Annotated in this window: 23 protein-coding genes; 15 read left to right on the top strand and 8 right to left on the bottom strand. The window is 68.5% G+C overall.

Features of this window, described 5'->3' with window-relative positions:
• The first annotated feature begins 710 nt into the window (after nucleotides 1-710).
• From AB0O07_RS30210 to AB0O07_RS30270, 13 genes are all read left to right on the top strand, one after another.
• A complete protein-coding gene (locus AB0O07_RS30210) occupies nucleotides 711-953 on the top strand; it encodes a hypothetical protein (RefSeq protein WP_365639230.1) in 243 nt (80 codons plus the stop codon).
• Between the two features lie 119 nt (nucleotides 954-1,072).
• Complete coding sequence (locus AB0O07_RS30215; RefSeq protein WP_365639232.1) at nucleotides 1,073-1,954, top strand: hypothetical protein; 882 nt, start codon at nucleotides 1,073-1,075, stop codon at nucleotides 1,952-1,954.
• Between the two features lie 117 nt (nucleotides 1,955-2,071).
• Nucleotides 2,072-2,494, top strand: a complete 423-nt coding sequence (locus AB0O07_RS30220) for a DUF6409 family protein (protein ID WP_365639234.1) — start codon at nucleotides 2,072-2,074, stop codon at nucleotides 2,492-2,494.
• Nucleotides 2,495-2,809: 315 nt separating this feature from the next.
• On the top strand, nucleotides 2,810-4,204 hold the full coding sequence (locus tag AB0O07_RS30225; RefSeq protein ID WP_365639237.1) for a DUF3560 domain-containing protein: 1,395 nt from the start codon (nucleotides 2,810-2,812) through the stop codon (nucleotides 4,202-4,204).
• Between the two features lie 73 nt (nucleotides 4,205-4,277).
• Nucleotides 4,278-4,928, top strand: coding sequence for a hypothetical protein (locus AB0O07_RS30230; RefSeq protein ID WP_365639239.1), 651 nt, complete (start codon nucleotides 4,278-4,280; stop codon nucleotides 4,926-4,928).
• 62 nt (nucleotides 4,929-4,990) lie between these two features.
• Nucleotides 4,991-5,419: a DUF6197 family protein gene (locus AB0O07_RS30235; RefSeq protein ID WP_365639241.1), complete on the top strand. Its 429-nt coding sequence runs from the start codon at nucleotides 4,991-4,993 to the stop codon at nucleotides 5,417-5,419.
• 47 nt (nucleotides 5,420-5,466) lie between these two features.
• The gene (locus tag AB0O07_RS30240; RefSeq protein WP_365639243.1) at nucleotides 5,467-5,865 is read left to right on the top strand and encodes a DUF6181 family protein; all 399 of its coding nucleotides are present in this window, start codon (nucleotides 5,467-5,469) and stop codon (nucleotides 5,863-5,865) included.
• Nucleotides 5,862-6,470, top strand: a complete 609-nt coding sequence (locus AB0O07_RS30245; protein WP_365639245.1) for a DUF6349 family protein — start codon at nucleotides 5,862-5,864, stop codon at nucleotides 6,468-6,470. The genes AB0O07_RS30240 and AB0O07_RS30245 overlap by 4 nt, the downstream gene beginning before the upstream one ends.
• 199 nt (nucleotides 6,471-6,669) lie before the next feature.
• Entirely contained in the window at nucleotides 6,670-6,948 is a 279-nt protein-coding gene (locus tag AB0O07_RS30250) for a DUF6211 family protein (protein ID WP_365639247.1), read from the top strand.
• Between the two features lie 45 nt (nucleotides 6,949-6,993).
• Entirely contained in the window at nucleotides 6,994-7,647 is a 654-nt protein-coding gene (locus AB0O07_RS30255; RefSeq protein WP_365639248.1) for a hypothetical protein, read from the top strand.
• 503 nt (nucleotides 7,648-8,150) lie between these two features.
• Complete coding sequence (mobF, locus tag AB0O07_RS30260; protein WP_365639623.1) at nucleotides 8,151-12,566, top strand: MobF family relaxase; 4,416 nt, start codon at nucleotides 8,151-8,153, stop codon at nucleotides 12,564-12,566.
• A gap of 181 nt (nucleotides 12,567-12,747) precedes the next feature.
• Entirely contained in the window at nucleotides 12,748-12,888 is a 141-nt protein-coding gene (locus tag AB0O07_RS30265) for a hypothetical protein (protein ID WP_365639249.1), read from the top strand.
• A gap of 102 nt (nucleotides 12,889-12,990) precedes the next feature.
• On the top strand, nucleotides 12,991-13,566 hold the full coding sequence (locus AB0O07_RS30270; protein ID WP_365639251.1) for an RICIN domain-containing protein: 576 nt from the start codon (nucleotides 12,991-12,993) through the stop codon (nucleotides 13,564-13,566).
• A gap of 124 nt (nucleotides 13,567-13,690) precedes the next feature.
• On the opposite strand, the gene AB0O07_RS30275 is transcribed toward AB0O07_RS30270, so the two are convergent.
• The 5 genes from AB0O07_RS30275 to AB0O07_RS30295 form a co-directional block, all read right to left on the bottom strand.
• Nucleotides 13,691-14,869, bottom strand: coding sequence for an acyltransferase (locus AB0O07_RS30275; RefSeq protein WP_365639253.1), 1,179 nt, complete (start codon nucleotides 14,867-14,869; stop codon nucleotides 13,691-13,693).
• A gap of 398 nt (nucleotides 14,870-15,267) precedes the next feature.
• On the bottom strand, nucleotides 15,268-15,735 hold the full coding sequence (locus tag AB0O07_RS30280) for a LuxR C-terminal-related transcriptional regulator (protein WP_365639256.1): 468 nt from the start codon (nucleotides 15,733-15,735) through the stop codon (nucleotides 15,268-15,270).
• Nucleotides 15,736-15,818: 83 nt separating this feature from the next.
• A complete protein-coding gene (locus tag AB0O07_RS30285; protein WP_365639258.1) occupies nucleotides 15,819-16,220 on the bottom strand; it encodes a DUF6415 family natural product biosynthesis protein in 402 nt (133 codons plus the stop codon).
• 11 nt (nucleotides 16,221-16,231) lie between these two features.
• Nucleotides 16,232-16,588, bottom strand: a complete 357-nt coding sequence (locus tag AB0O07_RS30290) for an ATP-binding protein (RefSeq protein ID WP_365639260.1) — start codon at nucleotides 16,586-16,588, stop codon at nucleotides 16,232-16,234.
• Between the two features lie 197 nt (nucleotides 16,589-16,785).
• Nucleotides 16,786-17,298, bottom strand: a complete 513-nt coding sequence (locus AB0O07_RS30295; protein WP_365639263.1) for a hypothetical protein — start codon at nucleotides 17,296-17,298, stop codon at nucleotides 16,786-16,788.
• A gap of 276 nt (nucleotides 17,299-17,574) precedes the next feature.
• Between AB0O07_RS30295 and AB0O07_RS30300 the strand changes: the two genes are divergently transcribed.
• A complete protein-coding gene (locus tag AB0O07_RS30300; RefSeq protein WP_365639265.1) occupies nucleotides 17,575-18,414 on the top strand; it encodes a helix-turn-helix transcriptional regulator in 840 nt (279 codons plus the stop codon).
• Entirely contained in the window at nucleotides 18,414-18,629 is a 216-nt protein-coding gene (locus AB0O07_RS30305) for a DUF397 domain-containing protein (protein ID WP_365639268.1), read from the top strand. Before AB0O07_RS30300 ends, AB0O07_RS30305 begins: the two co-directional genes overlap by 1 nt.
• Nucleotides 18,630-18,799: 170 nt before the next feature.
• Here the strand turns inward: AB0O07_RS30305 and AB0O07_RS30310 are convergent, their stop codons facing one another.
• Genes AB0O07_RS30310 through AB0O07_RS30320 form a run of 3 tightly spaced genes read right to left on the bottom strand, consistent with a single transcriptional unit; the run spans nucleotide 18,800 to nucleotide 21,194 of the window.
• Nucleotides 18,800-19,219 carry a hypothetical protein gene (locus AB0O07_RS30310; RefSeq protein WP_365639271.1) on the bottom strand — a complete coding sequence of 140 codons (420 nt, stop codon included), beginning with the start codon at nucleotides 19,217-19,219 and terminating at the stop codon, nucleotides 18,800-18,802.
• Nucleotides 19,216-19,743 carry a hypothetical protein gene (locus AB0O07_RS30315; protein ID WP_365639274.1) on the bottom strand — a complete coding sequence of 176 codons (528 nt, stop codon included), beginning with the start codon at nucleotides 19,741-19,743 and terminating at the stop codon, nucleotides 19,216-19,218. Before AB0O07_RS30315 ends, AB0O07_RS30310 begins: the two co-directional genes overlap by 4 nt.
• Entirely contained in the window at nucleotides 19,740-21,194 is a 1,455-nt protein-coding gene (locus AB0O07_RS30320) for a TraM recognition domain-containing protein (protein WP_365639276.1), read from the bottom strand. The genes AB0O07_RS30315 and AB0O07_RS30320 overlap by 4 nt, the downstream gene beginning before the upstream one ends.
• Between the last annotated feature and the right edge of the window lie 9 nt (nucleotides 21,195-21,203).

Below are 21,203 nucleotides of genomic sequence, written 5' to 3' on the forward strand. Positions count from 1 at the left end.
CGCGGCGTCCAGGCCGGGCCGCTGCGCGGTCGCTTCGCGAGCCTGGACGCCGCGCCCGGAACCCTGGTACGGCGGAGCTGTCCGACCGAGGAGGGAACCCCGCCCAGGTTCGTTGTGGGCGGGCCCGGTCGGGTGGGTGCGGGTCGACAGAGAAGAGAAAGGGCAGGTCAGGGGCTATTTCTGGGTTGCCCCAACCCCCTGGGACATGGTTTAATTAGTCATGCCGGAAGGGGAGGGCAACCCCCGGCCGACACCGGTAGGCCGACCGGCCGCCGACAATCCCTCTCACCAGGAGCAGGATTATGTTTATAAAGAAGGTTCGACGTGCCGTTCTGCGCTTCTTTCCGGGGTCAACCTGCGCCGAGTTCGTTTGTCGCTGCGGATTGAAGGCGCGCATCTCCGGTCCGCATGACTTCGTAACTGTGCGACTGTCTCAGGTAATGGCGCACTCTTGTCGCCCTGGTGGCCAAGAAGGTGAACGTCGCGGGCACGGCGAATATGTCGACAGGTAAGCCCTCTAACTCCCGAACCCCCCCCAGGTGGCGCGCTATTTCGGTGCGGCATCTCTCCTCTCCCTAATGAAAGGTCACGCGATGAGTGCTGACATAATCGTCCTTCTGCCCCGATGGTCGGTCCAAGCCTCGCATCTCCGGTGCATCCTTGAGCGGGCTCTTGCCCTCCAGGCGACGGAAAATGTATGGTCCGGCACCGTGGATATCAATAATGCCCTGGATATGGCCTACGGGGGTCAACTCCCGGATTCCGGGCGCTGGATGCTGACTCGATCGTATCTCCGCACGCTCAAAATCGCGATCGAATGGAACAGGGGCAAGGGCGCGGTCAGCGATGGGGGAGACGACCCCGTTATCCGTGAACGCTGTACGGAAATAGAGAACGAAGTGATAGCGGCATACCGCGATGTGAGTCATGCTGAAGGGCTGTACTGGATGTAAGGATCGCCGAGTAATTTGGAACGTGGCCTAATTAGTGATGTCGGGAAGGGGGAACCCCCTGGCCGGCACCCCGCCGGGGCTGACCGGCCCCGGCGGGACCTCTCACCAGGAGAATTGATATGTCCCGCAAGCCGAAGATGACCGACGAAGAGCGCCGCGCCTACAGTGCCCGGATGCGGGGTGAGCTTGAAGCCGTAATGGAGCGCGCGTACGGCGCGATGGTCGCCAGCGAAGACTTCTGGACCGCCTTCCTGCGTACGGCCGCGACCCTGGGGGACCGCAGCCCCGTCAACTCCATTGCCATCGCCGCGCAATGCCCCCATGCCACTCGCGTGCTCAGTTCCGGTGACTGGCGCAAGGTCGGACGGTTTCCGGTCAAGGGGTCGACCTCGATCCGCATTTGGACGCCGATCAAGCGCCGGGCCGAAGGCGCCCAGGGGGCCGCTACCGCGACGGCGACCGTCGATGGTGGCCAGCACGAGGCTGTCGGTGAAGCCGCTGAGGGGGAGGGGCGGCGGGTGTCCGGATATAAGGCCGGGCCCGTGTTCGACATCTCCCAGACTGATGGTGACGCCTATGAGTCGCCCGTCTCTGCCCCGCTCGCCGCCGAGGTCATCCGGGATGTTCTGGTCGGCCAGTACCGGGAGTGGTACGGCGAGGATCCAGAGCAGGCCGGAGGGTTCGACTTCACGAGGGAAGCCCCCGAAAACGCCGTCCGTATCCTGCTGTACGGCCACGCGTGGCGACGCATCACCGAGGCTGCCGCCCCACTTCCCGGCCAGCACGCCGCCGAAGTCGCATCGGCTGCCCATGTCGCCGCGCTCGTACTCGGAGTCGTACCGGGGTTGGCCGTCATGCCTCCGCTTGCGGGCGTCGTCACCCAGGGCAAGAAGCCTCCAGTGCATGAGTCCGCCGTCCGTGTTGTCGAGACCGGCCGCGCCATCGCTCATTCCGTCTCCGTCGCCGCCGAGCGCCGCCGTGAACTTGCCCCGGTTGGTTGATCCAAGACGAATAACGTGGTTTAATTAATGAGTTGGAAGGGGGAGGGCAACCCCCCATCCGACACTCCGCCGGGGCCGACCGGCCCCGGCGGAACCTCTCACCAGACAGGACCCGACATGCTCACCACCGACCGGAAGCCCACCGTCGAGGACTTTCCCACCGCCGCGCTCGTACTGGCCGGACCCTGGTTCCGGAGCCACCAGTTCGAGGCCCGCCCCGCTGTCGTCGTCTGTCCCTTCGGCGGACCGGAGTTCGAGGGCACGGCCACGATGTGCGTGGTGTGGTACTTCACCCTCGGTGCCCCGGAACCCGGCGACACCGTCCAGGCGATGTTCCCTCATGAGTTGACGCCGCTGGACGACACGCTGACGACGATGGACGAACACGTCTTCCGCGACATCGTGCGCGGTCTGCGCCGGGGGCGCTTCGCCTACGACGACGGGGAGGCGTTCCGCGCCGCCGTTCGCCAGGCATGGCGCGAGCGGACCGGACTGGCCGACGCCGACCCGGCCGCGCGGCACACGCTCCACCGCGACTGACCACGGCTCCGCCGGTCCGGGGGAGGGCAACACCTCCGGACCGGCGGGCCCCAGTACCCCCAGCGGACACCCCTTCGGGGTGGCAGGACAGGTCCGGTGCGTTCACCGCCGCCGGCCGACTCCGTCGTCCGACGACGGGCACCGGACCGCGAAGGACGCGCCCCGCGGGGGCGCGGCTGCCCCTGCCGTCGCGCAGGCGCGACGGCGCGCGGGCCGATCGTCCCTCACGGCCCGCGCCCGTGGTGCGGCGCCGTTGCCAACACACGGTCCGCCCTATGGCCGGACCACAAACTCTCACCAGAAAAGACCAGTTCAGTGACTATCGAGATCACCCACACCCGCCGTGAAGGCACCCTGATCGAAGGCACCAGCCGGGGTGACGGATCAGCCGAGATCCTGCGGTTGCGCGAATACGGCCGCACCCAGCGCCAGCCCTTCCGCTGGAGCAGGAACCTCGACTGCTGGTACCTCCCCCACAGCCGCGATCACGCCACTTACCCCCCCTCGCTCGAACTCCTCGCGCAGCGCCTCCGCGACGCGGGCTTCGAGACCACCCTGACCATCGACAACGCCGACCGTCGTACGTTCGCCGAGGCCGAGAGGGAGCGGGAGGAGAAGGCCGAAGGCCGGGCGGAGAGGTTCGGCGGGTACGCCGCCACCGCCGCCCGGAACTCCGAGGCCGAGTGGAAGAAGAGCCACGACATATCCGAGCGGTTCGCCGGAGGGCAGCCCATCATCACCGGCCACCACTCCGAGGGCCGAGCCCGTCGTGATCACGCACGGATGGACGACGCGATGCGCAAGAGCATCGGCGAGAGCGACCGCGCCGAGCACTGGACCGGCCGGGCGCAGGCCGCCGCGAACTACGAGCAGTTCAAGAAGAACCCTGGACGCACACTCCGCCGTCTCGACCGGCTGCGGGCCGACCTCCGCGCGGTCGAGAAGTGGCAGCGCGGCGAGTCCGCCAAGGGCTACTCCCGCAACCCCGACGACCCCGAGCTGACGATCCGGCACGAGGAGCTGACCGAGGAGATCAAGCACTGGGAGCAGGTCATCAAGGACGCCGAGGCCGGGGGCGTCAAGATCTGGTCGAAGGCCGACTTCACCCGTGGGGACTTCGTTCTCTACCGAGGCTCCTGGTACGAGGTCCTGCGGGTCAACCCCAAGTCGGTGACCATCCCCCACATCCACAACGGCATCGGCAAGCTCCTCGTCCGAGCCACCGGCAACCAGCACGACGACTGGACGTGGACGGCCCCGTACGACGACGTATCCGGGCGCAAGAGCGCCGACGAGATGCGGCAGCCGCCCCAGGTCCAGACCGCCGAACACCAGGAGCGGGCCGAGCAGTCCCGGCCGATCCAGGAGGCGGTACCGACTGAGACGCCGGCCCCGGTGACGGCCCCCGCTGACGGTGCGAACCGGCAGGAGGGCATGGCGCTGGTGCTGATCACCTCGAAGCACTCCCGCCGCTCCCGCAGGTGCGCCCTGTGGGCGATGACCCGTCGCGAGGCCCAGGCCGTGTGCGGTGACGCCCGCACCTCCGGCCGCTCGTACATGTTGACCTGGACCGATCGGCCCGGCACCGAGGGCGCCGACTGGGAATGGGTCCCGGACAACGGGAGTTTGGACCAGGTTCTTGAAGACCTGGGCATCACCCCGCGCCGTAATTGGACCGCCGCTCCGCAGGCCCCGGCCGAGGCCGCGTAACCACGCCCCGCTCGCCTCCGGCAGCCGAGCGCTCCGGAGGCGGGCCCCTCTCTCACCAGAACAGGGCACCACTATGACCACGCAACTTCTCGAACGTCCCGCGACCGTCACCGTCGCCGACACCGAAGCGGGCAGGCTGATCGTCCCCGCGACCGAGGGCACCACCGCCATCCCGACGTACCGCGTCGGCTCCCCCGACATCCAGTGCCGATACCCCGTGATCGTTGACGAAGACCAGGTCATCGGCCGCGCCTATAGGTGGCACCGGGATTGGCTCGTCCTCACCACGGCAGGCGAACGCAACCTTCGCCGCCCGCCGAAGGGGACACCCGGCACCGACATGGCCGCCGCCCATCTCGCGGAGGAGTACGCCGCCGGTCGGATCGGCGCCGTGCCCCTGGACCAGGTGCTCGCCGAGGCTCCCACGCCGTTGTACGGGCCGGTGTCTCTCCTGCACCCGAGGATGCCGGTCACCGATCGCAACATCGAGGGCGCCCAGATCGCGTTCCGGGGACTCCGGGCCCATCACTGGCGGGCACTCCTCACCGGATTCCCCGGCAGCGACAACCACTGGCACCTCAGTTGCGAATTGTGCGGCTGGGAAGGCCCGAAGTTCTGGAGCCACCTTCGCGGGCGCAACGGGGAGCCGCCGAGCGCGCGCCGTCACACGGGCGGGTGCATCGGAGAAGACAAGGTCCGCCGACTGATCCCCGCCTATCACTAGCAGCCCGATCGGGGGGCGGCGGCTGCGCGCCGCCGCCCCCCGATCTCCCGAAGGACAACACCGTGCCGACCCGCCACACCCCCGAAAGCGTCGTCATCGCGGACACCCCGGTCGCGATCCTGGAATGGGCGGCCCGCCACATCGAACACGTCGGCATCCACCAGGGCCCCCACCTGTTCGCCGGTCCCGGCCGCACGGCCACGCTGCCGTGCTGGCCGCGCGGCGCCCTCGAAGTCGCCGCCGGCCACGGGCGGGGAGCCGCCGGCCGGACGTACGACTGGGACCGCATCGGCCGCGCCCGCGACCAGGCGTTCGACGTCCTTGCGGAAACCCTCACCGGTCACCCCGTCGACGCCGACGACCCCACGGTGGCCAAAGCCCTCCACCGCGAGGTCATCGACCGGTGGAGCGCCGAGCCCGGCCGCACCGCCACCGACGCAGCCCGCGTGTTCCGCGCCGCCGCCGTCGCCGCCGAACACGCCCTGTTCTGAGCGGCATTCAGTCCACCCATCACCCCGAGACATCGAAGGCCAGAACAATGGAGACGACAGATTCCCGCAGCACCGCCAAGGCGCCGAGCCGCCGGGGAGCCGCCACCCCCAGCAGGGACGGCGTCCACCGGCTCAGCGTCCCCCTTCACCCCCGGCTCAGCGCGATGGAGCTGATACGCGTACTCCTCGCGGTCCCGGTGGAGACCGACCTCACCACCCTCGGCCCCGTACAGGTCCGAACGCTCATCGCCGACGTGCTCACTCAGCACGGTTACGACGTACTCGACCGGTCCCCGTACTACCCCGAACTCGAACGCCATCAGGACGCCCGCCGCGCCGTGCGTCGCGCGTACGGGCCGCGCTTCCTCGACGCTCCCGACGAACAGGCCGTGCTCGCTGCCCCTCTCCGTGAAATCCTCGCTGCCGCCAGGGGCAGAACGTCGTGACCGAGACCACCAGCACGCCGACCGGAGCACGCGCACGGCAGACGTACTACTGGCGGGTCCGCAACGCACGGACACCCCGGCCTCCCACGAGCGCGGCAGAGGAGTGGCACATCCGGCCCGGACACCCCGGCGGCGCATACAGCGACCTTGGTCACGACCTGTCCCCGCCCGCACACCACGCCCCGACCCTGCTTTCCCGCAGCAAGCCGACCGGCCGCCGGGGGAACGAACAGGAGTTCCGCGGCGGGTGTCTCATCTGCCACTGGGAGGGGCCCATCCACCGTGGCGGCGGGTACGGCGACGGAGACAACGAGGCCGTCGAGGACGCCCACGATCACGCCTTCCCCGGTTGGCGGACACTGCCGCCGATCACCAGGGTCGAGGACCGATGGGCCGTACCGCAGAGCCGGAACCGTTGGGCTCAGCTCACCTCCCAGTACCCGGAGGGCTGGGTCGACCAGGGCGCTCCCATCGTGGCCTGGAGCCGGTACCGCCGCGAAGCCCATGTTCCGCCGCACGCGGGACGCCCCCGCTACGAACTCCGCATCCCCCGGCCACCGAGCAGCCGGGACAGACCCTTCCCAGATCAGCGGGCCCTCTTCTGATGACCGTCGCCCTCCCGATCAGAGCCCCACCCTGCTCAATCCAAAGGTGGTTTAATTACCCCGCCGTCGCGGAGGGGGCAACCTCCGACCGGCCGCGCGCCCCACGGGCGCCGCGCATCCCGGACAACAGATGACGGCCAGCGCTCTATGGGCAACAGGCGCTGGCCGTCGGTGTCTCTCTCACCAGAAAGACCACACCATGGTATGCGAACGACACCCCGACCATCCCCGGCCCGGCGACATCGCCCAGCTCACGAGGGGTAACAGCATCGGCGCCGATCCCATCGACAGCTTCGTCATCGTCGAGGACTTCCCTCCTACCGGCCGGCACTTCGTGCTCAACCTGCCGGCCGACCACCCCGGCCGTGCCGACTGGGCCGCCGCCGTCCCCCTGGGCGACATAGCCACCCTCACCCGGCTCGAACCGGCGGGCAGCCGTACGTGGACGCCGGCCGCGGACCCGGACGACATCCAGTGACCCCGCCGAGCGATCACACCCCCGACCAAGAATCAGGAGGCGACCGTGCCCCGCAAGACCGGCCGCACGCTCTACTCACGCGCGGACCTGCGCAAGGTCCACGGCATCAGTGCGCCGACGCTTCAGAACCTGTGGACCGACCGGGAGAACAACGGCCACCCGCCCGTCGCGGACGTCATCGACGGTGTCATGCACTGGGACGGCGACGTCTGGGCGACGTGGCACCACGAATTCCAGCGACGGCGCGCCGCCGCCAGCACCACCAACCCGCCGAGGCTCGACGGCGACCCCGAAGAGATGGTCGGCCCCGCCGAAGCGGCGAAGGTCTGCGGGTTCGCGGACTCCGCCACGGTCTCCCACTACGTCAAGAACCCGCCCGAGGGATGGCCGGCCCCGGACGACTGGGACGAACTTCCGACCCGGCGCCGTCCGAAGTGGAAGCGCTGGAGGCTGTGGCAGTACCTCGCGGAACGGAAGGGCCGAGGACACGCCGGCGGACGCCCCAAGGGTCGCCGCGGAGCGGCGTACCCCTACCAGGGCGACGAACGCCTCACGCTCGCGAGGCACGCCCTCGCGGCGAACCCCGGAGCGACGAACGCCGAACTGATCCCCCAGCTCCAGGGACAGACGGAGAAGACCTACTCCCGTCCCACCTGGAACCTGATCCTCAAGTCCGCCCGAGAACACCCCGAGGAGTAACCCGTGCCCGACACCCGCTGTCCGCGCTGCGGCGGCCCGCTCGGTGAACGACCCGCGCGATCCCGGCTGACGGTTGACCGCGAGGTCTTCATCTGCGCGCCGTGCGGTACGGAGGAGGCCGTGCGCGAAGCCCGGGGGCAGGCGCCGGTGCCGTTCGGCGAGTGGCCCTTGAACACATAGCCGTCGGCCGAGAGGCCATATGGCCAGCATGACGAAGGTCCTCGCTCCGCCCGGAGCGAGGACCTTCGTCATGTCACCAGGCGCTATGGCTCCCCAGCCCGCGCACCTCGCACAGAGGTAACAGTCCAACAGGGCATCAGTCTTCAGCAGCCTGATCCGCAGAAGCGACCAGGCTGCTCCGAGCGCCTGAGGCTCCCTTGTTGATCATGATCTTGAATTGAGAGGACCAAGGTATCGTCACTCCGTGACGATACAATCAGCCAAGATGGCCAAATCTGGCCGGTTGTGAGCGGGGGGTGAGCGGGTCGATGGGTTGGGTGACCATGATCGGCCCGTCCGACGAGCAGGTTGAGTACCGCCTCACCGGTGGTCACGGGTGCGGGAAGTCCACCACGGTCGACGCGGCCCCCCTTCTCGCCGCCGTCGAGGCGAAGGCCGAAGCCGCAGGCGCCTCCGTCGCCTCCCTGCTCGGTTCCCGGGAGGCCAAGCGCGCCTTCTTCCGCGCCCGCGGAGTGGTCCGCAGCAAGGGAGCCGCGCGGTTCACCGGGTTCGACGCCGTCGAAGTCGCTGCGGCGGCCGGGCTCGACGCCCGTGAACTGTACGGTGAGGTGGCCCTCCCGCGACCGGCCGTCGACGGGCAGGTCGACTATCACCTGGACGCCGGCGAGCGCCCCCTCATCTGGATCGGTGGCGGGCTCACCGAGTTCGGCATCGCTCCCGGCAGCGTGCTGGTCCCGGAGCACTTCCCGGCCGCCCGTCGCCTCATGCACGGCGAGGACCCCCGGACCGGGCACACCCTCGTGGAGCCCAAGCTCGCAGTCGCCCCGGCCGCGAAACTCCCCGCCGCCCCGCTGGCCCGCGCCATCCGCCGGGCAGCCGCCGAACGCGGGGTGAACCCCCAGGCCCTGCTGGACTCCCAGCGGAAGCGGGACGCCTTCCGCAGGATGGAGGGCCAGCTCAAGCGGTTCGGTGAATCGCACCGCGTCCCCGCCTCCACCCTGCTCAAGCTCGCCGATGCTGCCGGTGTCGACGCCGTCGGCCTGTACGGCGAAGACGCGTTGGAGAAGGCCGTGGCCGCCGAGGCGGGCGGGCGCCTCGATGCTCGTGCCCTCCTCCGCGCCGTCGAGGCCCGCGCCGCCGACACCGGGCAGCGGCCCGCCGACCTGTTCGCCGCCGTGTCCATGAAGCGCCGGTACGCGCAGACCGCAGGCGAGGGCGAACGGCGGCTCCGGGACCTGCCCATGGACGTACGTGAAGCCGTCGCCATGGCCAAGGCCGCCGGGCTCGCGCCCGAGGACGTCTGGGACGCCGAGGAGATCAAGGCCGCCCTCCTCGAAGGACGTGTGCAGGTCGGCAACTTCGGCGCCGACGTCACCTTGGATCTCGCGAAGTCGAAGTCCGCGTTCCTCGCCTACGCGCCCGAGGAGATCGCCGCCCAGGTGGAGGGCATCTACACCTCCGCCGGCCGTGAGTCCATCGCCGCCCTCGAACGCTGGACGTCGTACGCCATGCGCGGTCACCACGGTGACGGCGGCGAGGCGGAGACCGTGGGGACGAGCGGCTTCTCCGGCTGGATGATGGTGCACCGCGCCGCCCGGCCCGTGGACGGCGCCCCGTACGGCGACCCCCACTTCCACCTGCACTTCACGCTGGCCAACATGGTCAAGGGGACTGACGGCAAGTGGTCCACCATGGCCGGCGGGGGCCGTGACCTCCACCGGCATGCCCGTGCGACCCAGTCCCTCATGAACGCCCGTATCCGCAGGGAGTTGACCGACACGTTCGGTATCGGTTTCCGCCGTGAGGAGCGGACCGGCGCTTGGGAGATCGCCGCCATCCCCGAGGCGACCATCCGGCTGTTCTCGAAGCGGGACAGTCAGGTCCGGGCCCTGCTGTCCAAGCTCGGCATCGACTACGACAGCGCCACCACCCGCGAGCGCACGGCCGCCTCCACCGCGTCCAAGGCGGCGAAGAACGGCGAGGCCGCCGGGGTCGGGGACGACGTACTGCGTGCGTACTGGCAGGCCGAAGGCCGCGCCGCCGGTGACGACCCCGACGCCATCGCGGAGGGCGCGATACGGCGGGACAGCCCGAGGCGGAACCCCGGCCTGGACGAGCTGTGCGCCCAGGTCTTCGACCCCAGGACCGGCCTGACCAGCCACAGCAAGGACTTCACCCACGCCGCCGCCATCGCCGCCGTCCTCGACGCCCTCCCGTACGGCGTCGCGGACTCCCAGGAGGCCGAAGAGCTCACCGACTCCGTCCTCCGGCACGCGGGGTACGCGGTCAGGCTGGACCCGAAGGGCGCGCAGCACTTCACGCACGCCGACCGTTACACGACGGCGGATGTCGTGGCGGCGGAGGCGCTGATCGTCTCCGAGGCCACGAACCGTCTCGGCAGCCGGGCCGCCGTCGTCAGCGGCGATACGGTCGCCATGGCCCTGTCCTCCGTCGAGGCCCAGCACGGCGGCGCCTTCGCCTTCTCCGGCGAGCAGCGCGCTGTCCTCGAACGGCTGCTGAGCGCCGGGCACGGCATCGACGCCGTGGTGGGCATCGCCGGGGCGGGCAAGACCACCATCATGGACACCGCCCGGCAGGCGTGGGAGGCCCAGGGGTTCGTCGTCGCGGGTGCGAGTACGGCGGCCGTCGCCGCCGCGAACCTCAAGGCGGAGGCGGGCATCGAGTCCCGTACCGTCGCCTCCTGGCTCACCGGCATCCGTACCGGCGGCGCCGGACTCGACGGAGTGGACGTCCTGGTCGTGGACGAGGCCGCGATGTGCGACGACCGCGACATCGCCGAACTCCTCGCCCATGCCGCCGGGACCGGCACGAAGGTCGTCGGGATCGGTGACCCCAAGCAGTTGCACTCGCCCGGCATCGGCGGGTCCTTCGCCGCCGTCCACCATCTCGTCGGCGGACTCGCCCTCAGCCAGAACTTCCGGCAGAAGGACGCGATCGAGCGCCGGGCACTGGAGCTGTGGCGCGACGACAACAGGGTGGAAGCGCTCCGCGCCTTCGTCGGCACCGGCCGCGTACACGCCCTCGCGGACAAGGACGCGACCCTCGCCGCGATGCTCACCCTCTGGGCAGACAAGCGCGCCGCACACACCGACGACCACACGGCCGTGCGGCAGCTCCTCATGCTCGCCGCCACCAACGAGATCGTCGAGGAACTGAACGTCGGAGCCCGCGCCCTGCGAAAGGCGAACGGTGACCTCACGGGCCCGGAACACGTCTACGCGCTGCCCGGCGGCGGTGAGCTGAGGCTGTCGGTCGGGGACCAGGTCCTCCTGCGGACCAACGACTACCGGCGTCAGCGGAGCCGAGGCGAGAACGAGGACGTGCTGAACGGCTACCGCGGACTCGTACGCGCCGTGGACGCCGAGCGCCGCGTCCTGGTCGAGTGGCGCGAGGAGACCGCCGACGGCCCCCGCGACGTGGCCGAATGGGTCGATGCCGACTACATCGCGCAGGGCGGACTCAGCCTCGGATACGCGATCACCGGCCACAAGTCCCAGGGCCTGAGCGTCCAGGAGGCGCTGGTCTACGGCCCCGGCGCGCGGGCGAACGCGCTCTACACGATGCTGAGCCGCGACAAGAAGGAGTCCCACCTCTTCCTGCCGCTGGCGGTCTACGAAACCGACGCCGACCGCGCCCGGAGCGGAGAAGCCCTCACCGAGCAGGAAGAACTCGACCGCGCCGTCGCGGGCCTCATCCGCGAGATCGAGAACGGCACCGAGGAGCGCATGATCCTCACCGAACTCCCGAAGGACGCCGTTCCCGCCCACGTCCGTCAGGCCGTAGCCGACCTCCCCACCCCGCGCACCCCCAGGACGCACGAACCGTACGAGGAGAACGACTCCCAGGACACCCCGCAGCACCAGGCCCGACAAGCCCTGAACGCCGTGAAGCGGCCTTCCGCTTCCACCTCCGCCACTGTGCCGAGCACTGTCCGTCCGTACGCGCATCTCAGCAACACGGCCCTGCGAGACGCGCTCCGTAAGGCCGCCTCGGCCACCCGGGCCACCAGGGCGGCAGCCGAGGAGGCGGAGACAGCAGCCGACCATGCTGGACAGCAAGCCGCGGCGGGCACCGGTCCGAACGTGCTCGCCCTCAACCGTCGACACCAGGACATCGCCAACCGCGCTGAAGCGATACGTGAAGTCCGAGCACTGCACGGCGCGATCGCCGAGCGAACCGCTGATCTGCGCGGTACAAAGGAACGGCTCGAAGGGTTCGAACAGCGGCTGACCATGACTGGTCGTTTCGGGCGTTCGGCGCTTCGAGGGGACGCCCGGGGCATGGCCGAGGCCGACCGCGATGAACTGCTTCGCATGTACGAAGAGGCCGGGCGCGAACTGGAGCAGTTGAACAAGCGGCTCAGTGAAGCCGTCGAGAAGACGGGGCCTGTCGGTGAACTCGAAGCTGTGCTCGCCGAAGTGGACATGCCACAGCGAGAGACAACCACTCTCCTGCGACGTGCTCAGGACAAGGACAACCAAGACGCGGGGCAGCTACGAGCGGAAGCATCCAAGATACGGAGCACCGCACGCAACGCCGAAAGGCGAGAAGCCGGACTCCAAGACGAGCTCGCACGCCGCACTCAACCTGGCCGGCGGCGGGGCGACGTCGAAGAGTCTCCGACGCCGCACGACCTGAAACCTGAGTCGTCGTACGCCAACCGCACGACGACGGACTACCCCCAACTTCAACAATCCCCGGACACGCCACCGATATAGGAGGGGCGCCGGAGGTTCCTTCGATGCGTGCTGTCCCGCGACCCGCCAAGGCCACCCCTATGGGTATGACGGTGGTCGACGGGGTACTTCAGCGGGCGCGGGGCCAACGCGGCGAGAACCAGGCGCTGTTACTCGGCCGGCTACAGCGCCTCCACCTCCCACTGCACCGGGCGGGCGGTCAGTGCTGCTGACCTACGACCAGGTCCGCGCCTACGAACTGCCTGCGACCGAGGGCAAAGGCGGCGACCTGCGATGGTCGGCTCTTCGCCACGATCAGTCCACGCTGGAGTCTGGTGGCGCGCATGCACCCGTCGTCAAGTGAGCGCTTTCGGCCTAAGTATCTAAACGATCTGGCGCCCTCGCCAAGCGGACTGCTTAAGTACTCCTCGTGACCTTCAAGACACGAAACGTTAGGAGACGTGACATGCGCACCACAGGAACTAAGAATGTCTTCGCGGTGATTCTGGCCGGGATGCTGATGGCGACGGCCAGTCCGACGCTCGCTCATGCACAGTCGTCACGGGGTGCTGACCCGACCCCTCTGACGATGCCGGAACTCAAGGCTGCAATCGCCGCCGCTGAGCCTCTTCGGATCCAGAACTACAACTCCGGATTGGTCCTGGCGCCCTCGGGCGGCAGTACAGCCAACGGAGCCAAGATCATCCAGGCTACCTCGTCGAGCACCTCAACTACGCAGAGATGGCTTCCGGTCCAGGACAACGGCTTCGTCAGCTATCAGAATATCGGCTCGGGCAAGAACCTCGGCATCGACGGCGGCAGCACCTCGGCCGGTGCGGCAGCCATCCAGGCCAATCCGGCTGGCGATCTCAACCAGGACTGGGACGTCTACATTGTCAGTGGCACCCACTACGCGTTGAAGAATCGCAAGAGCGGCATGTGCCTGGGCATTTCGGGTGCGAGTCAGGCAGTCAATGCAAGTGCGGCTCAGTTTAGCTGCGACAGCAAGGCCAACCAGAGCTGGATAATAACCCGCTGGTGACAAGCCGGAGGAAAGACTGATCGGGCCATCGAAAGCCGTTGTCACGATGCCCCAGACATCAATCGGTCTGGGGCATCGTGACGTACTTCAATGGGAATTTCAGGCGGCCCGACAAAGGTGCTCGTCACGGTCGCTGCACACGGCGTGCCAGCTTCCTGCCCCAGGTCTGGCTCGGCTTTTCGATGTAACGGTAGGTCAGCACGCACACCGGCAGCAACACTGCATAGAATGCGGCTTCGAGCGCGAGATTGTCCCGCCGCCATCGGCCGATCGTGCCGTCGCTCACGGCCAGCAGTACCGGATGCACAAGGTAGACGGAGTAACTGATCGTTCCTAGTCCGGTTAGCCAGCGCGGTATCCATAGGCGGCGCAACGCCAGCGCGACACCGAAGGTGAGCCCGGCCAGCAGGAATGCCGCGATCCAGCCACGGCGTGTGAAGTGGGAGCCGTCGCCGTACCAGTACGCACTCCCCACGGAACAAGCAACCACCACGAACGCCGTGCAGGTCGCGTTTCGCCAGGTGTTCTGACCGTTTTCGGCTCGGTAGACGGCGGTGCCGAGGAACATCACGGCGAGGATCACCAGACCCTCCCACATGGGAACTGTACCGTTAAAAGCGACCAGGAAGAGTGCCAGCACCCCTCCCAATACGCCTCCGAATACGCGAAGCGCAGTTGCCCCAACGCTTGCACAGCAGATGGCGATTAACATAGCCATTGAGGCGAGCGCGACCAGCGGGCCCGTGCCGAGCCTGTCAGAGACGGCGGAGACCGGCAGTGTGACGGCCCCTGACATCATGCTCACGGCGGCGAGCGCGGCCAGGGTGACGGCGACCGCTGCCGATCGCCGGTTCTGGCGGATCGTAAAAAGAGCAACGCACAGCAGGTAGAAGGTCATCTCATAAGAGAGTGTCCACAGGACAAGAAGGAGATTGGGCGTCCCCAGCAGCTCTTGGAGCAAGGTGACATGGGCGACGGTCACAGTAACGACGCTCTGCTGGCCGAAGTCGGGAATCTCCGCAAAGCCCAACACGTTGACCGTCAGGACGGCTGAGACTACAGCAGCCCACAGTGGGTAAATGCGGAATATCCGTCCGATCCAGAAAGTCCGGATGCAACCCCGGCGCTCAAGTGACGCGGGAATGATGTAGCCGCTCACCAGGAAGAAAACCATGATGCCGTACCGGCTGGTATTGAACTCCGGCATCAGCTCCCGTCTGAACTCCGCCATGAAAGAGTAAGACGAGTGGTCGAATACCACGACAAGTGCCGCAATACCGCGCAAAGCATCCAGCCAGCCCACCCGTGACGGACTGGCTTGCGCACCGGATGGGGGTAGCCGTGGTGGCGCGGCGTGTGTCCGTTCCAGCGGCGGAGAAGCGGGAAGTGAGGGTTCCATACCCATCTTTTACGTGCCGCCCCTCGCCGAAGTTCACCTACACGCCGATTATCTGTCAGAAATCCTCAAAGTCGATAAACTGGAGCAGCGCTGATTAGGCTGCTCTAGATGATCCATTCCAAGGGATGCCTGCGGAGACGATAACGGGGCATCCGTGATTGTTTTGTACGGACGGCGCCATTCCTTCGAGGGGGAGGCTCGCCTGTGTGCGCTCGGGCACGACCTCGAAGCCCCCCCATCTGCCCGGTCTCCGCTCGGTAGCGGGAGCGCCCACCGCTGAAGGGCTTTGCCAGTGGTTAGGTTCAGCGCAGCCATGTGGTGACCAGGTCGGGGGTGAGGATCTGGGCCTGCCAGGCGCGGGTGACCAGGTGGTTGCGGTTGCGGGCGTTGAGGTTTTTGAGGAGGGCGCGGCCGTCCGCCCGTACGCGGGGGACCGGCTGGTCCAGCTCGGTGGCCATCTCGGCGCTTCCCAGGCCGCGGGCGATGAGCGGGATCAGGTCGCGTTCCTGGTCCGGGATGCGGAGCGTTTCGGGGCAGAGCGGCGGTGGCAGGGCGATGGCCCTGGTGGCGTAGCCGATGGCGATGGCCTCGGTTGTCTTGTGTGCCCCGTGCAGTTTGCTCTTGGCGAGCTTGAGGTATCCGGCTGCGGTGTTCTCACGGATGTTGAGGCCGAGGGCGACGGCGGCGAGCGGGTTGCCGTCGGACAGGCCCTGGAGGACCTGTCGCTCGCGGGGCGTGAGGATGACGCGTGTCAAGGTTCGGGAGGTCACTGTTCAGCTCCTGCGGGTATGGGGCGGGCACGCCTGGGCCGTCGGTGGATGTGGCGCGATGGCGGTGGGAGGGGGAGGGGGCGTTATGAGGCGACGTCGCCGAGGTGGTCGAGGAGGGTGAGGATGGAGCTGGCGAGGCGGACGAGATGTCCGTGGGCGTCTTCGGGGGTGGGCTGCTCGGCGCTCAGGTTGATCACGGTGTTCAACTGGTTCATGGTGTAGCGCTGTTGGCCGACGGGGTAGGGCTGGATGAGGCGCGGGACCACCTCCACGAGCCTGGTGGCGGTGTCTCTCAGCCGGTCGGCGGTGACGGCCGCTTCGGCCGGGGAAGGGCGGGTGGCGAACTCGCCGAGTGCGGTCTCCAGGTCCTCGTAGAGTTCGTCGGTGATCGCCTCGGCGGCGAGGAGGCGCAGCAGGCCGAAGAAGACCCTGCGGGCCGTCGCGTCGTCGTTGGCGTAGTCGCTGTGCAGTGAGGTCTCGTGCATGACGACGGTCATCACGTCCCCCCGGGCAGGGCGAAGACGGCCCAGGTGGCGCGGCCGTCGTCGCTGACTCCCCACATGGAGGCCAAGGCGTCGACGAGGAACAGTCCTCGGCCGCACACGTCCTCGGCATCGGCGTTCTGAAGCCAGGCGGGGGCCGGGTTCTCGTCGCGGACCTCGATGCGGAGCCGGCCGTTGGCGTGCTGTATCCGAAGGAGGACGGTGCCCCGGCCGTGTTCGACGGCGTTGCTGACCAGTTCGGAGACGACGAGTCGCACGTCCTGCACCAGCGGGGCGGGGACGGCCCACGCTCGCAGGTGCGCGACGGTGATGCGCCGTATCTGCCCGACGCGGGCCCGGTTCGGGGTCATGACCACCTCGAAACCGCGCGTCCTGGGCGCCGATGGTGTGGCAGAGGCCGATGCGACGCTGGTGTCAGGGCTCATCGGGTCCTCCCGGGCCGGAGCGGTGGTGGGCAAGGGGGCGTGGTGGGCGCCGGTCGCCGCGTTCTGCCGTACACCCCGGTCGGAGGAGGTCGGGGCCGGGGGCGCGGATGTAGGCGGGGGCGTCATAGGCGCCCTGTCCGGGCTGTCGGGGCGACCACGGCGATGAACGCGCGGTGCAGTTCGAACCAGCGCAGCTCCTCCTCGTACGGGCCGAGGTGGGGGCTGATGACGCCGGTGGTGGTGACCACGACGCCGTCGGCGTATCCGGCACGGATCTGCCGGCGTACGAGGCACCAGCCGGGACGGGACTGCGGGGCGGCCGTGCTCTGGTGGTCGATGAAGGTCTGCTCCTCACCGACGTGCCAGGCTCTGCGCTCCGCGAAGGCGGTCACGGCGGCCAGGGAGTTGGCGGGCCGGTGGCCGCCTACCGACAGCGCGTACCGGCAGACACGGGGGGTTCGGCCCCGGGCCCGGACCTGGGCGACCACCTGCCGCAGGTTGTCGGACCTCAACGCGGCGAGCCGCGCTGCGGGGTTGGGCTCGACCCGGACTGTGTCCGGGTTCCGCCTCGCCTCGTACTCCCGCTCGATGTCCATCCAGTCGGGGGCCCGGCGAGCGGTGATGCTCTGGCGCATTACTGGCCTCGGCTTCGTCGGAGGACGCGGCCCCGCCGCGCGGCGCGCCCCACTGAGGGGAGGGGGAGGCCACACCGGCGAGCGAACACACGTCACTGAGTGAGCACGATGTGACTGCGCGCCACCTCGTGAGCAAACAGCATGCTCCCATCGAGCATCGGTGCGCAATATCGAGCATCGAATTGCTGAAAAGAGAGAACGCTTGTTTTATCGCCAGTTGGTCTCGTGACTGACAGACTGCTCCCTATGACTCAAAAGAAGCTCCCTCCGCCGGTCATGAGGCGCCGCGTTGGTAGCCTGCTGCGCGATTACCGTGAACAGGCGGGTCTGGCACCAGGCGCGGCCGCCAAGAAACTCGGCTGGGACTCCACGCGGCAAGGGCGTATCGAGCGGGGCCTCTACAGGGTTGCCATCGACGACGTCCGCAAGATGCTGGAGACGTATGGCATCCACGACGACGAGGAAGCGGTCCGTGAGCTGGCTGAAGCCTCCAACGAGGCTCCGGGCTCAGGCTGGTGGGCTGCCTACATGGGGAAGATCTCCGACGCCCTGCTCGACTTCATCATCGTGGAGTCGAAGGCGAAGAAGATCCAGGTTCAGCACCCGTCGATCATCCCCGGCCTGCTTCAAGCGCCGGGATACGTCAGGGAGCTCTTCAACGGCCCGCTCCATCCGGACAACCGCGGTCTGGCCGGCATGCTGAGCGCCGTTCGCATGGCACGCCAGGAAGTGCTTCACCGGCCCGGAGACTCCGTCCACCTGCACGCCCTGGTCTCCGAGGCTGCGCTGCTGCACCGGTTCCCCACCGCGCCGGGGGTGATGAAGGAGCAGCTCCGTAAGTTGGCCGACGACGCCGAGCGGCCGAACATCACCATCCAGATCGTCCCTGCGGACGTCCCCGCTTACGCGGCGGCGAACCAGGCCATGACCATCATGGGCTTCGGCCACCCCTGGCCCGCGACCGTCTCCATCGACAACTCCCTGGGCGGCAACTTCCTGGACGACCCCGCCGAAGTGAGCGCGCTCTCCGTGATGTTCGAGAAGATCGCCGAGCTTTCACTTCCCGCAGACAAGTCGCGGGACCTCATCAACGCGCACCTTGAGGAGAAGTTCTGATGACCGGTAACAACCGCACTGGCACGATCACCGGGCTGGTCTGGCGAAAGTCGTCCTACAGCGGCGGGGAGCAAGGCCAGTGCGTGGAGATCGCCGAGACGGCCGGCGCGGTCCACGTACGCGACTCCAAGGACCCTGACGGCTCCACCCTGACCTTCGCCCCCGCCGGGTTCGCCGCCTTCGCTCAGTTCGCGGCCTCCGAACTGGACGTCTGACCCGCACGACGTACCGACCGAGAAGGCTCGCCTCCCCCCACGGCCAATGCGGGGGGCGGCGAGCCTTCTCGTCCAGCCGTACCTGTGGAGGGGTGGAGCGTACTCCGCTTGATCAGCGGCAGGGAGACGCCACGAGGCGCGCGGGCGGAAACCGCTCGGGTACCGCGTAGTCAGATCGCCGGGGGCTCAGGCTCTTCCGGTGAAACCGATGCCGCTGAAGCAGACGTGTCACCGTACGCCAGGCGATGCAGGTCTGCTCTGGCAAGTTGCCCAGCAGGCGGCAGATGCGAGACGTCACGCATGATGGCCTTCGTGAGCACCTGCTCCGCGCGGTCCAGTGTCAGCCGTATCGTGCCGTACGGGCGGACCGCGTACCCGGTGCGATAGCCGCGTAGGTGCAGTTCTTCCACTGCCTGAACCCCGGCGTCGACCTTCGGTTTCTCTTCTGGCGGGACGAGGGCATGAAGTTGTTCCTCCCATTCCCAGCCCAGATCGCGGAGCACGGTACGAGCCTCTTCCTGCTCCCAGTCGCTCCGCGCGATCAACCCATGACGGGGGTCTGCCGAGAAGACCATGTTGAGGTTCGTCATCGCTTGCCCATCTCCTTGACGTGCCCGGGAACGGCCGGCTCTGGTTGTCCGGTGTTCCCGTCCGCTCGCGTTGGCCAGGCCGCGAGTTGGAAGCGGGCCGGGCGGTCGTCGTGGCGTCCGGCTCGGCAGTCGTCGCCCGCTTTGCCGAGGGATTTGTGCATCCGGGTGAGGAAGCGGTCGTACTGTTCGTGCCACACCACCGTCGAGCTCGGGTCCGTGTACGCGTCGCTTCTGGCGAAGGCCAGGGCGGCGATTTCGTAGGCCAGGCCCTCGTGCTGGGGCCAGCAGGGCGGGATGACGTCCTGGGGCTGCCAGGCGTAACGCCCGTTCAGCCAGCGGCATACGGAGTCGAGCCAGGTGGGCAGCGGTTCGGACAGCTCGGATGGCAGGGCGCCGAGGTCCCACGGGGGAGGGCTGTCGGCCATCGGGTGTTCCACGCTGCGTGCCGCTATGTGTTCGAGGACGGGCGCGGGCGGTTCGGGGAAGGGGGCGAAGGGTTCGAAGTGGGCATGGGGGTGTGTCATGCGGCTGTCGCCGTGTCGCGGGCGGCCCAGGTGGCGGCGTGGGCCATGGCCCGGTTCTTCTGTGCGGCGGACTGGCGTGCGCGTTCTGCCTCGTTGGCGGTTCGGAGGTCGTGGACATGGGCTTGGATCTCGGGCCAGGAGTCCCAGGTCCACATCCCGTCGAGGCGGGTGACGACCGGGGGGAGGTTGTCCGCGAGCACCAGGGCGTGTCCGTCGGACAGGGCCCTGATCTCGTCGCCGCGCAGGACGGGCTCCAGTGCCATGTGGGTCGCGGTCGAGTGGCCGCTGCGGTCTCCCCCGGTGGTGGTCTTCGTCGTACGTACGCGCTCTACCTGGCCGCACAGGTCGGACATGTCCTTGAGGAACGCGGGGTCCTTCGCTCCGCCGAAGACGACGACGTGGTTGGTGAACGAGGCCAGCTCGTTCGCGGTGTCCTCGCCGAAGCGGGCGCGGGCCGAGGCCCAGCCCTGGAGGCCGTAGATCACCGTGATGCCCCGGCCCCGGCCGTCGGCGACGCGTTGGCGGAGCGAGGGGATCGGCGCGATGTTCGGTGCCTCGTCCAGGGCGGCCAGCAGGGACGGGTCGAGCCGTCCTGCCGGGGATGCGACGGCGTGGGCCTCGGCGAGGTCGAGTACGTCCTCGGTGACGGCGGTGGTCAGCGGGGCGACGCTGTTCACCTCCGAGTCCTTGCCGAGCAGGTAGAGGGTGCCTCCCGCGTCCAGGAACTCGCGGATGTCCGTGGGGTCCTCTCCGCCTCCTTGTAGGGCGTTGATCACCGACTGGTGCATCAGGGGTTCGAGGGCCGCGTCGAGGGTGCTGGCCGTGTTGCCGACCGTACGGCTGTCGCCCGTGGTGGCCGTACGGAGCAGGTCGGCCCAGCCGGGACCGGCGCCGGGGTGGGCGTCGAGGATGCCGAGGGGCGCCGGGTCGGTCAGTTTGCGGGCCCACTTCAGCACCCGGTCCAGGCCGGCTCCGTCGAGGGCGGCGGCGTGGAAGAGCGCGGCGAGGACCTTGGCCGCCTGCCCTTTGTAGAAGGCGCTGCCCTCGCTGGACTGCGTCGCGGCCCCGGGGGTCCGGGAACCGGCGACGAACGCCTTGGCCCGCGTCATCGCCACCTCCGTATCGGACGCGCCGGCGAGCGGCGTCCAGCGGAACTTGGGGAGGGAGGGGGCGAGGTTCTGCGGGTCGAAGACCATGACGGGGCGGTCGTCGCGCCGCCGTGCGTCGAGGGTGAGTTCGACCAGGTCGGGTTTGGTCGAGGTGGCGAGCACCGGACCGGCCCAGTCGCGGATGGTCGGGGCGAAGAAGCGCAGGGTCTTTCCGCTGCCCATGGGGCCGATGACCCGGCATGCCTTGTCGGCCCGGGACCACAGCTCCACGCCCTTCGGACGCTGGGAGGTCCCGAGCGAGTAGCCGAAATCGTGAGGGGTGGTGCGTGGATGGTGGTGCATGACGGGCTC

Origin of the sequence: Streptomyces sp. NPDC093085 (genome assembly GCF_040683935.1) — a bacterium.
Taxonomy (GTDB): domain Bacteria; phylum Actinomycetota; class Actinomycetes; order Streptomycetales; family Streptomycetaceae; genus Streptomyces.

Coding starts and splice junctions, on each gene's coding strand:
- AB0O07_RS30215 (WP_365639232.1), top strand. CDS start 1,073: ATGTCCCGCAAGCCGAAGATGACCGACGAAGAGCGCCGCGCCTACAGT.
- AB0O07_RS30220 (WP_365639234.1), top strand. CDS start 2,072: ATGCTCACCACCGACCGGAAGCCCACCGTCGAGGACTTTCCCACCGCC.
- AB0O07_RS30230 (WP_365639239.1), top strand. CDS start 4,278: ATGACCACGCAACTTCTCGAACGTCCCGCGACCGTCACCGTCGCCGAC.
- AB0O07_RS30240 (WP_365639243.1), top strand. CDS start 5,467: ATGGAGACGACAGATTCCCGCAGCACCGCCAAGGCGCCGAGCCGCCGG.
- AB0O07_RS30250 (WP_365639247.1), top strand. CDS start 6,670: ATGGTATGCGAACGACACCCCGACCATCCCCGGCCCGGCGACATCGCC.
- mobF (WP_365639623.1), top strand. CDS start 8,151: ATGATCGGCCCGTCCGACGAGCAGGTTGAGTACCGCCTCACCGGTGGT.
- AB0O07_RS30270 (WP_365639251.1), top strand. CDS start 12,991: ATGCGCACCACAGGAACTAAGAATGTCTTCGCGGTGATTCTGGCCGGG.
- AB0O07_RS30285 (WP_365639258.1), bottom strand. CDS start 16,220: ATGCACGAGACCTCACTGCACAGCGACTACGCCAACGACGACGCGACG.
- AB0O07_RS30290 (WP_365639260.1), bottom strand. CDS start 16,588: ATGACCCCGAACCGGGCCCGCGTCGGGCAGATACGGCGCATCACCGTC.
- AB0O07_RS30295 (WP_365639263.1), bottom strand. CDS start 17,298: ATGCGCCAGAGCATCACCGCTCGCCGGGCCCCCGACTGGATGGACATC.
- AB0O07_RS30300 (WP_365639265.1), top strand. CDS start 17,575: ATGAGGCGCCGCGTTGGTAGCCTGCTGCGCGATTACCGTGAACAGGCG.
- AB0O07_RS30305 (WP_365639268.1), top strand. CDS start 18,414: ATGACCGGTAACAACCGCACTGGCACGATCACCGGGCTGGTCTGGCGA.
- AB0O07_RS30310 (WP_365639271.1), bottom strand. CDS start 19,219: ATGACGAACCTCAACATGGTCTTCTCGGCAGACCCCCGTCATGGGTTG.
- AB0O07_RS30315 (WP_365639274.1), bottom strand. CDS start 19,743: ATGACACACCCCCATGCCCACTTCGAACCCTTCGCCCCCTTCCCCGAA.
- AB0O07_RS30320 (WP_365639276.1), bottom strand. CDS start 21,194: ATGCACCACCATCCACGCACCACCCCTCACGATTTCGGCTACTCGCTC.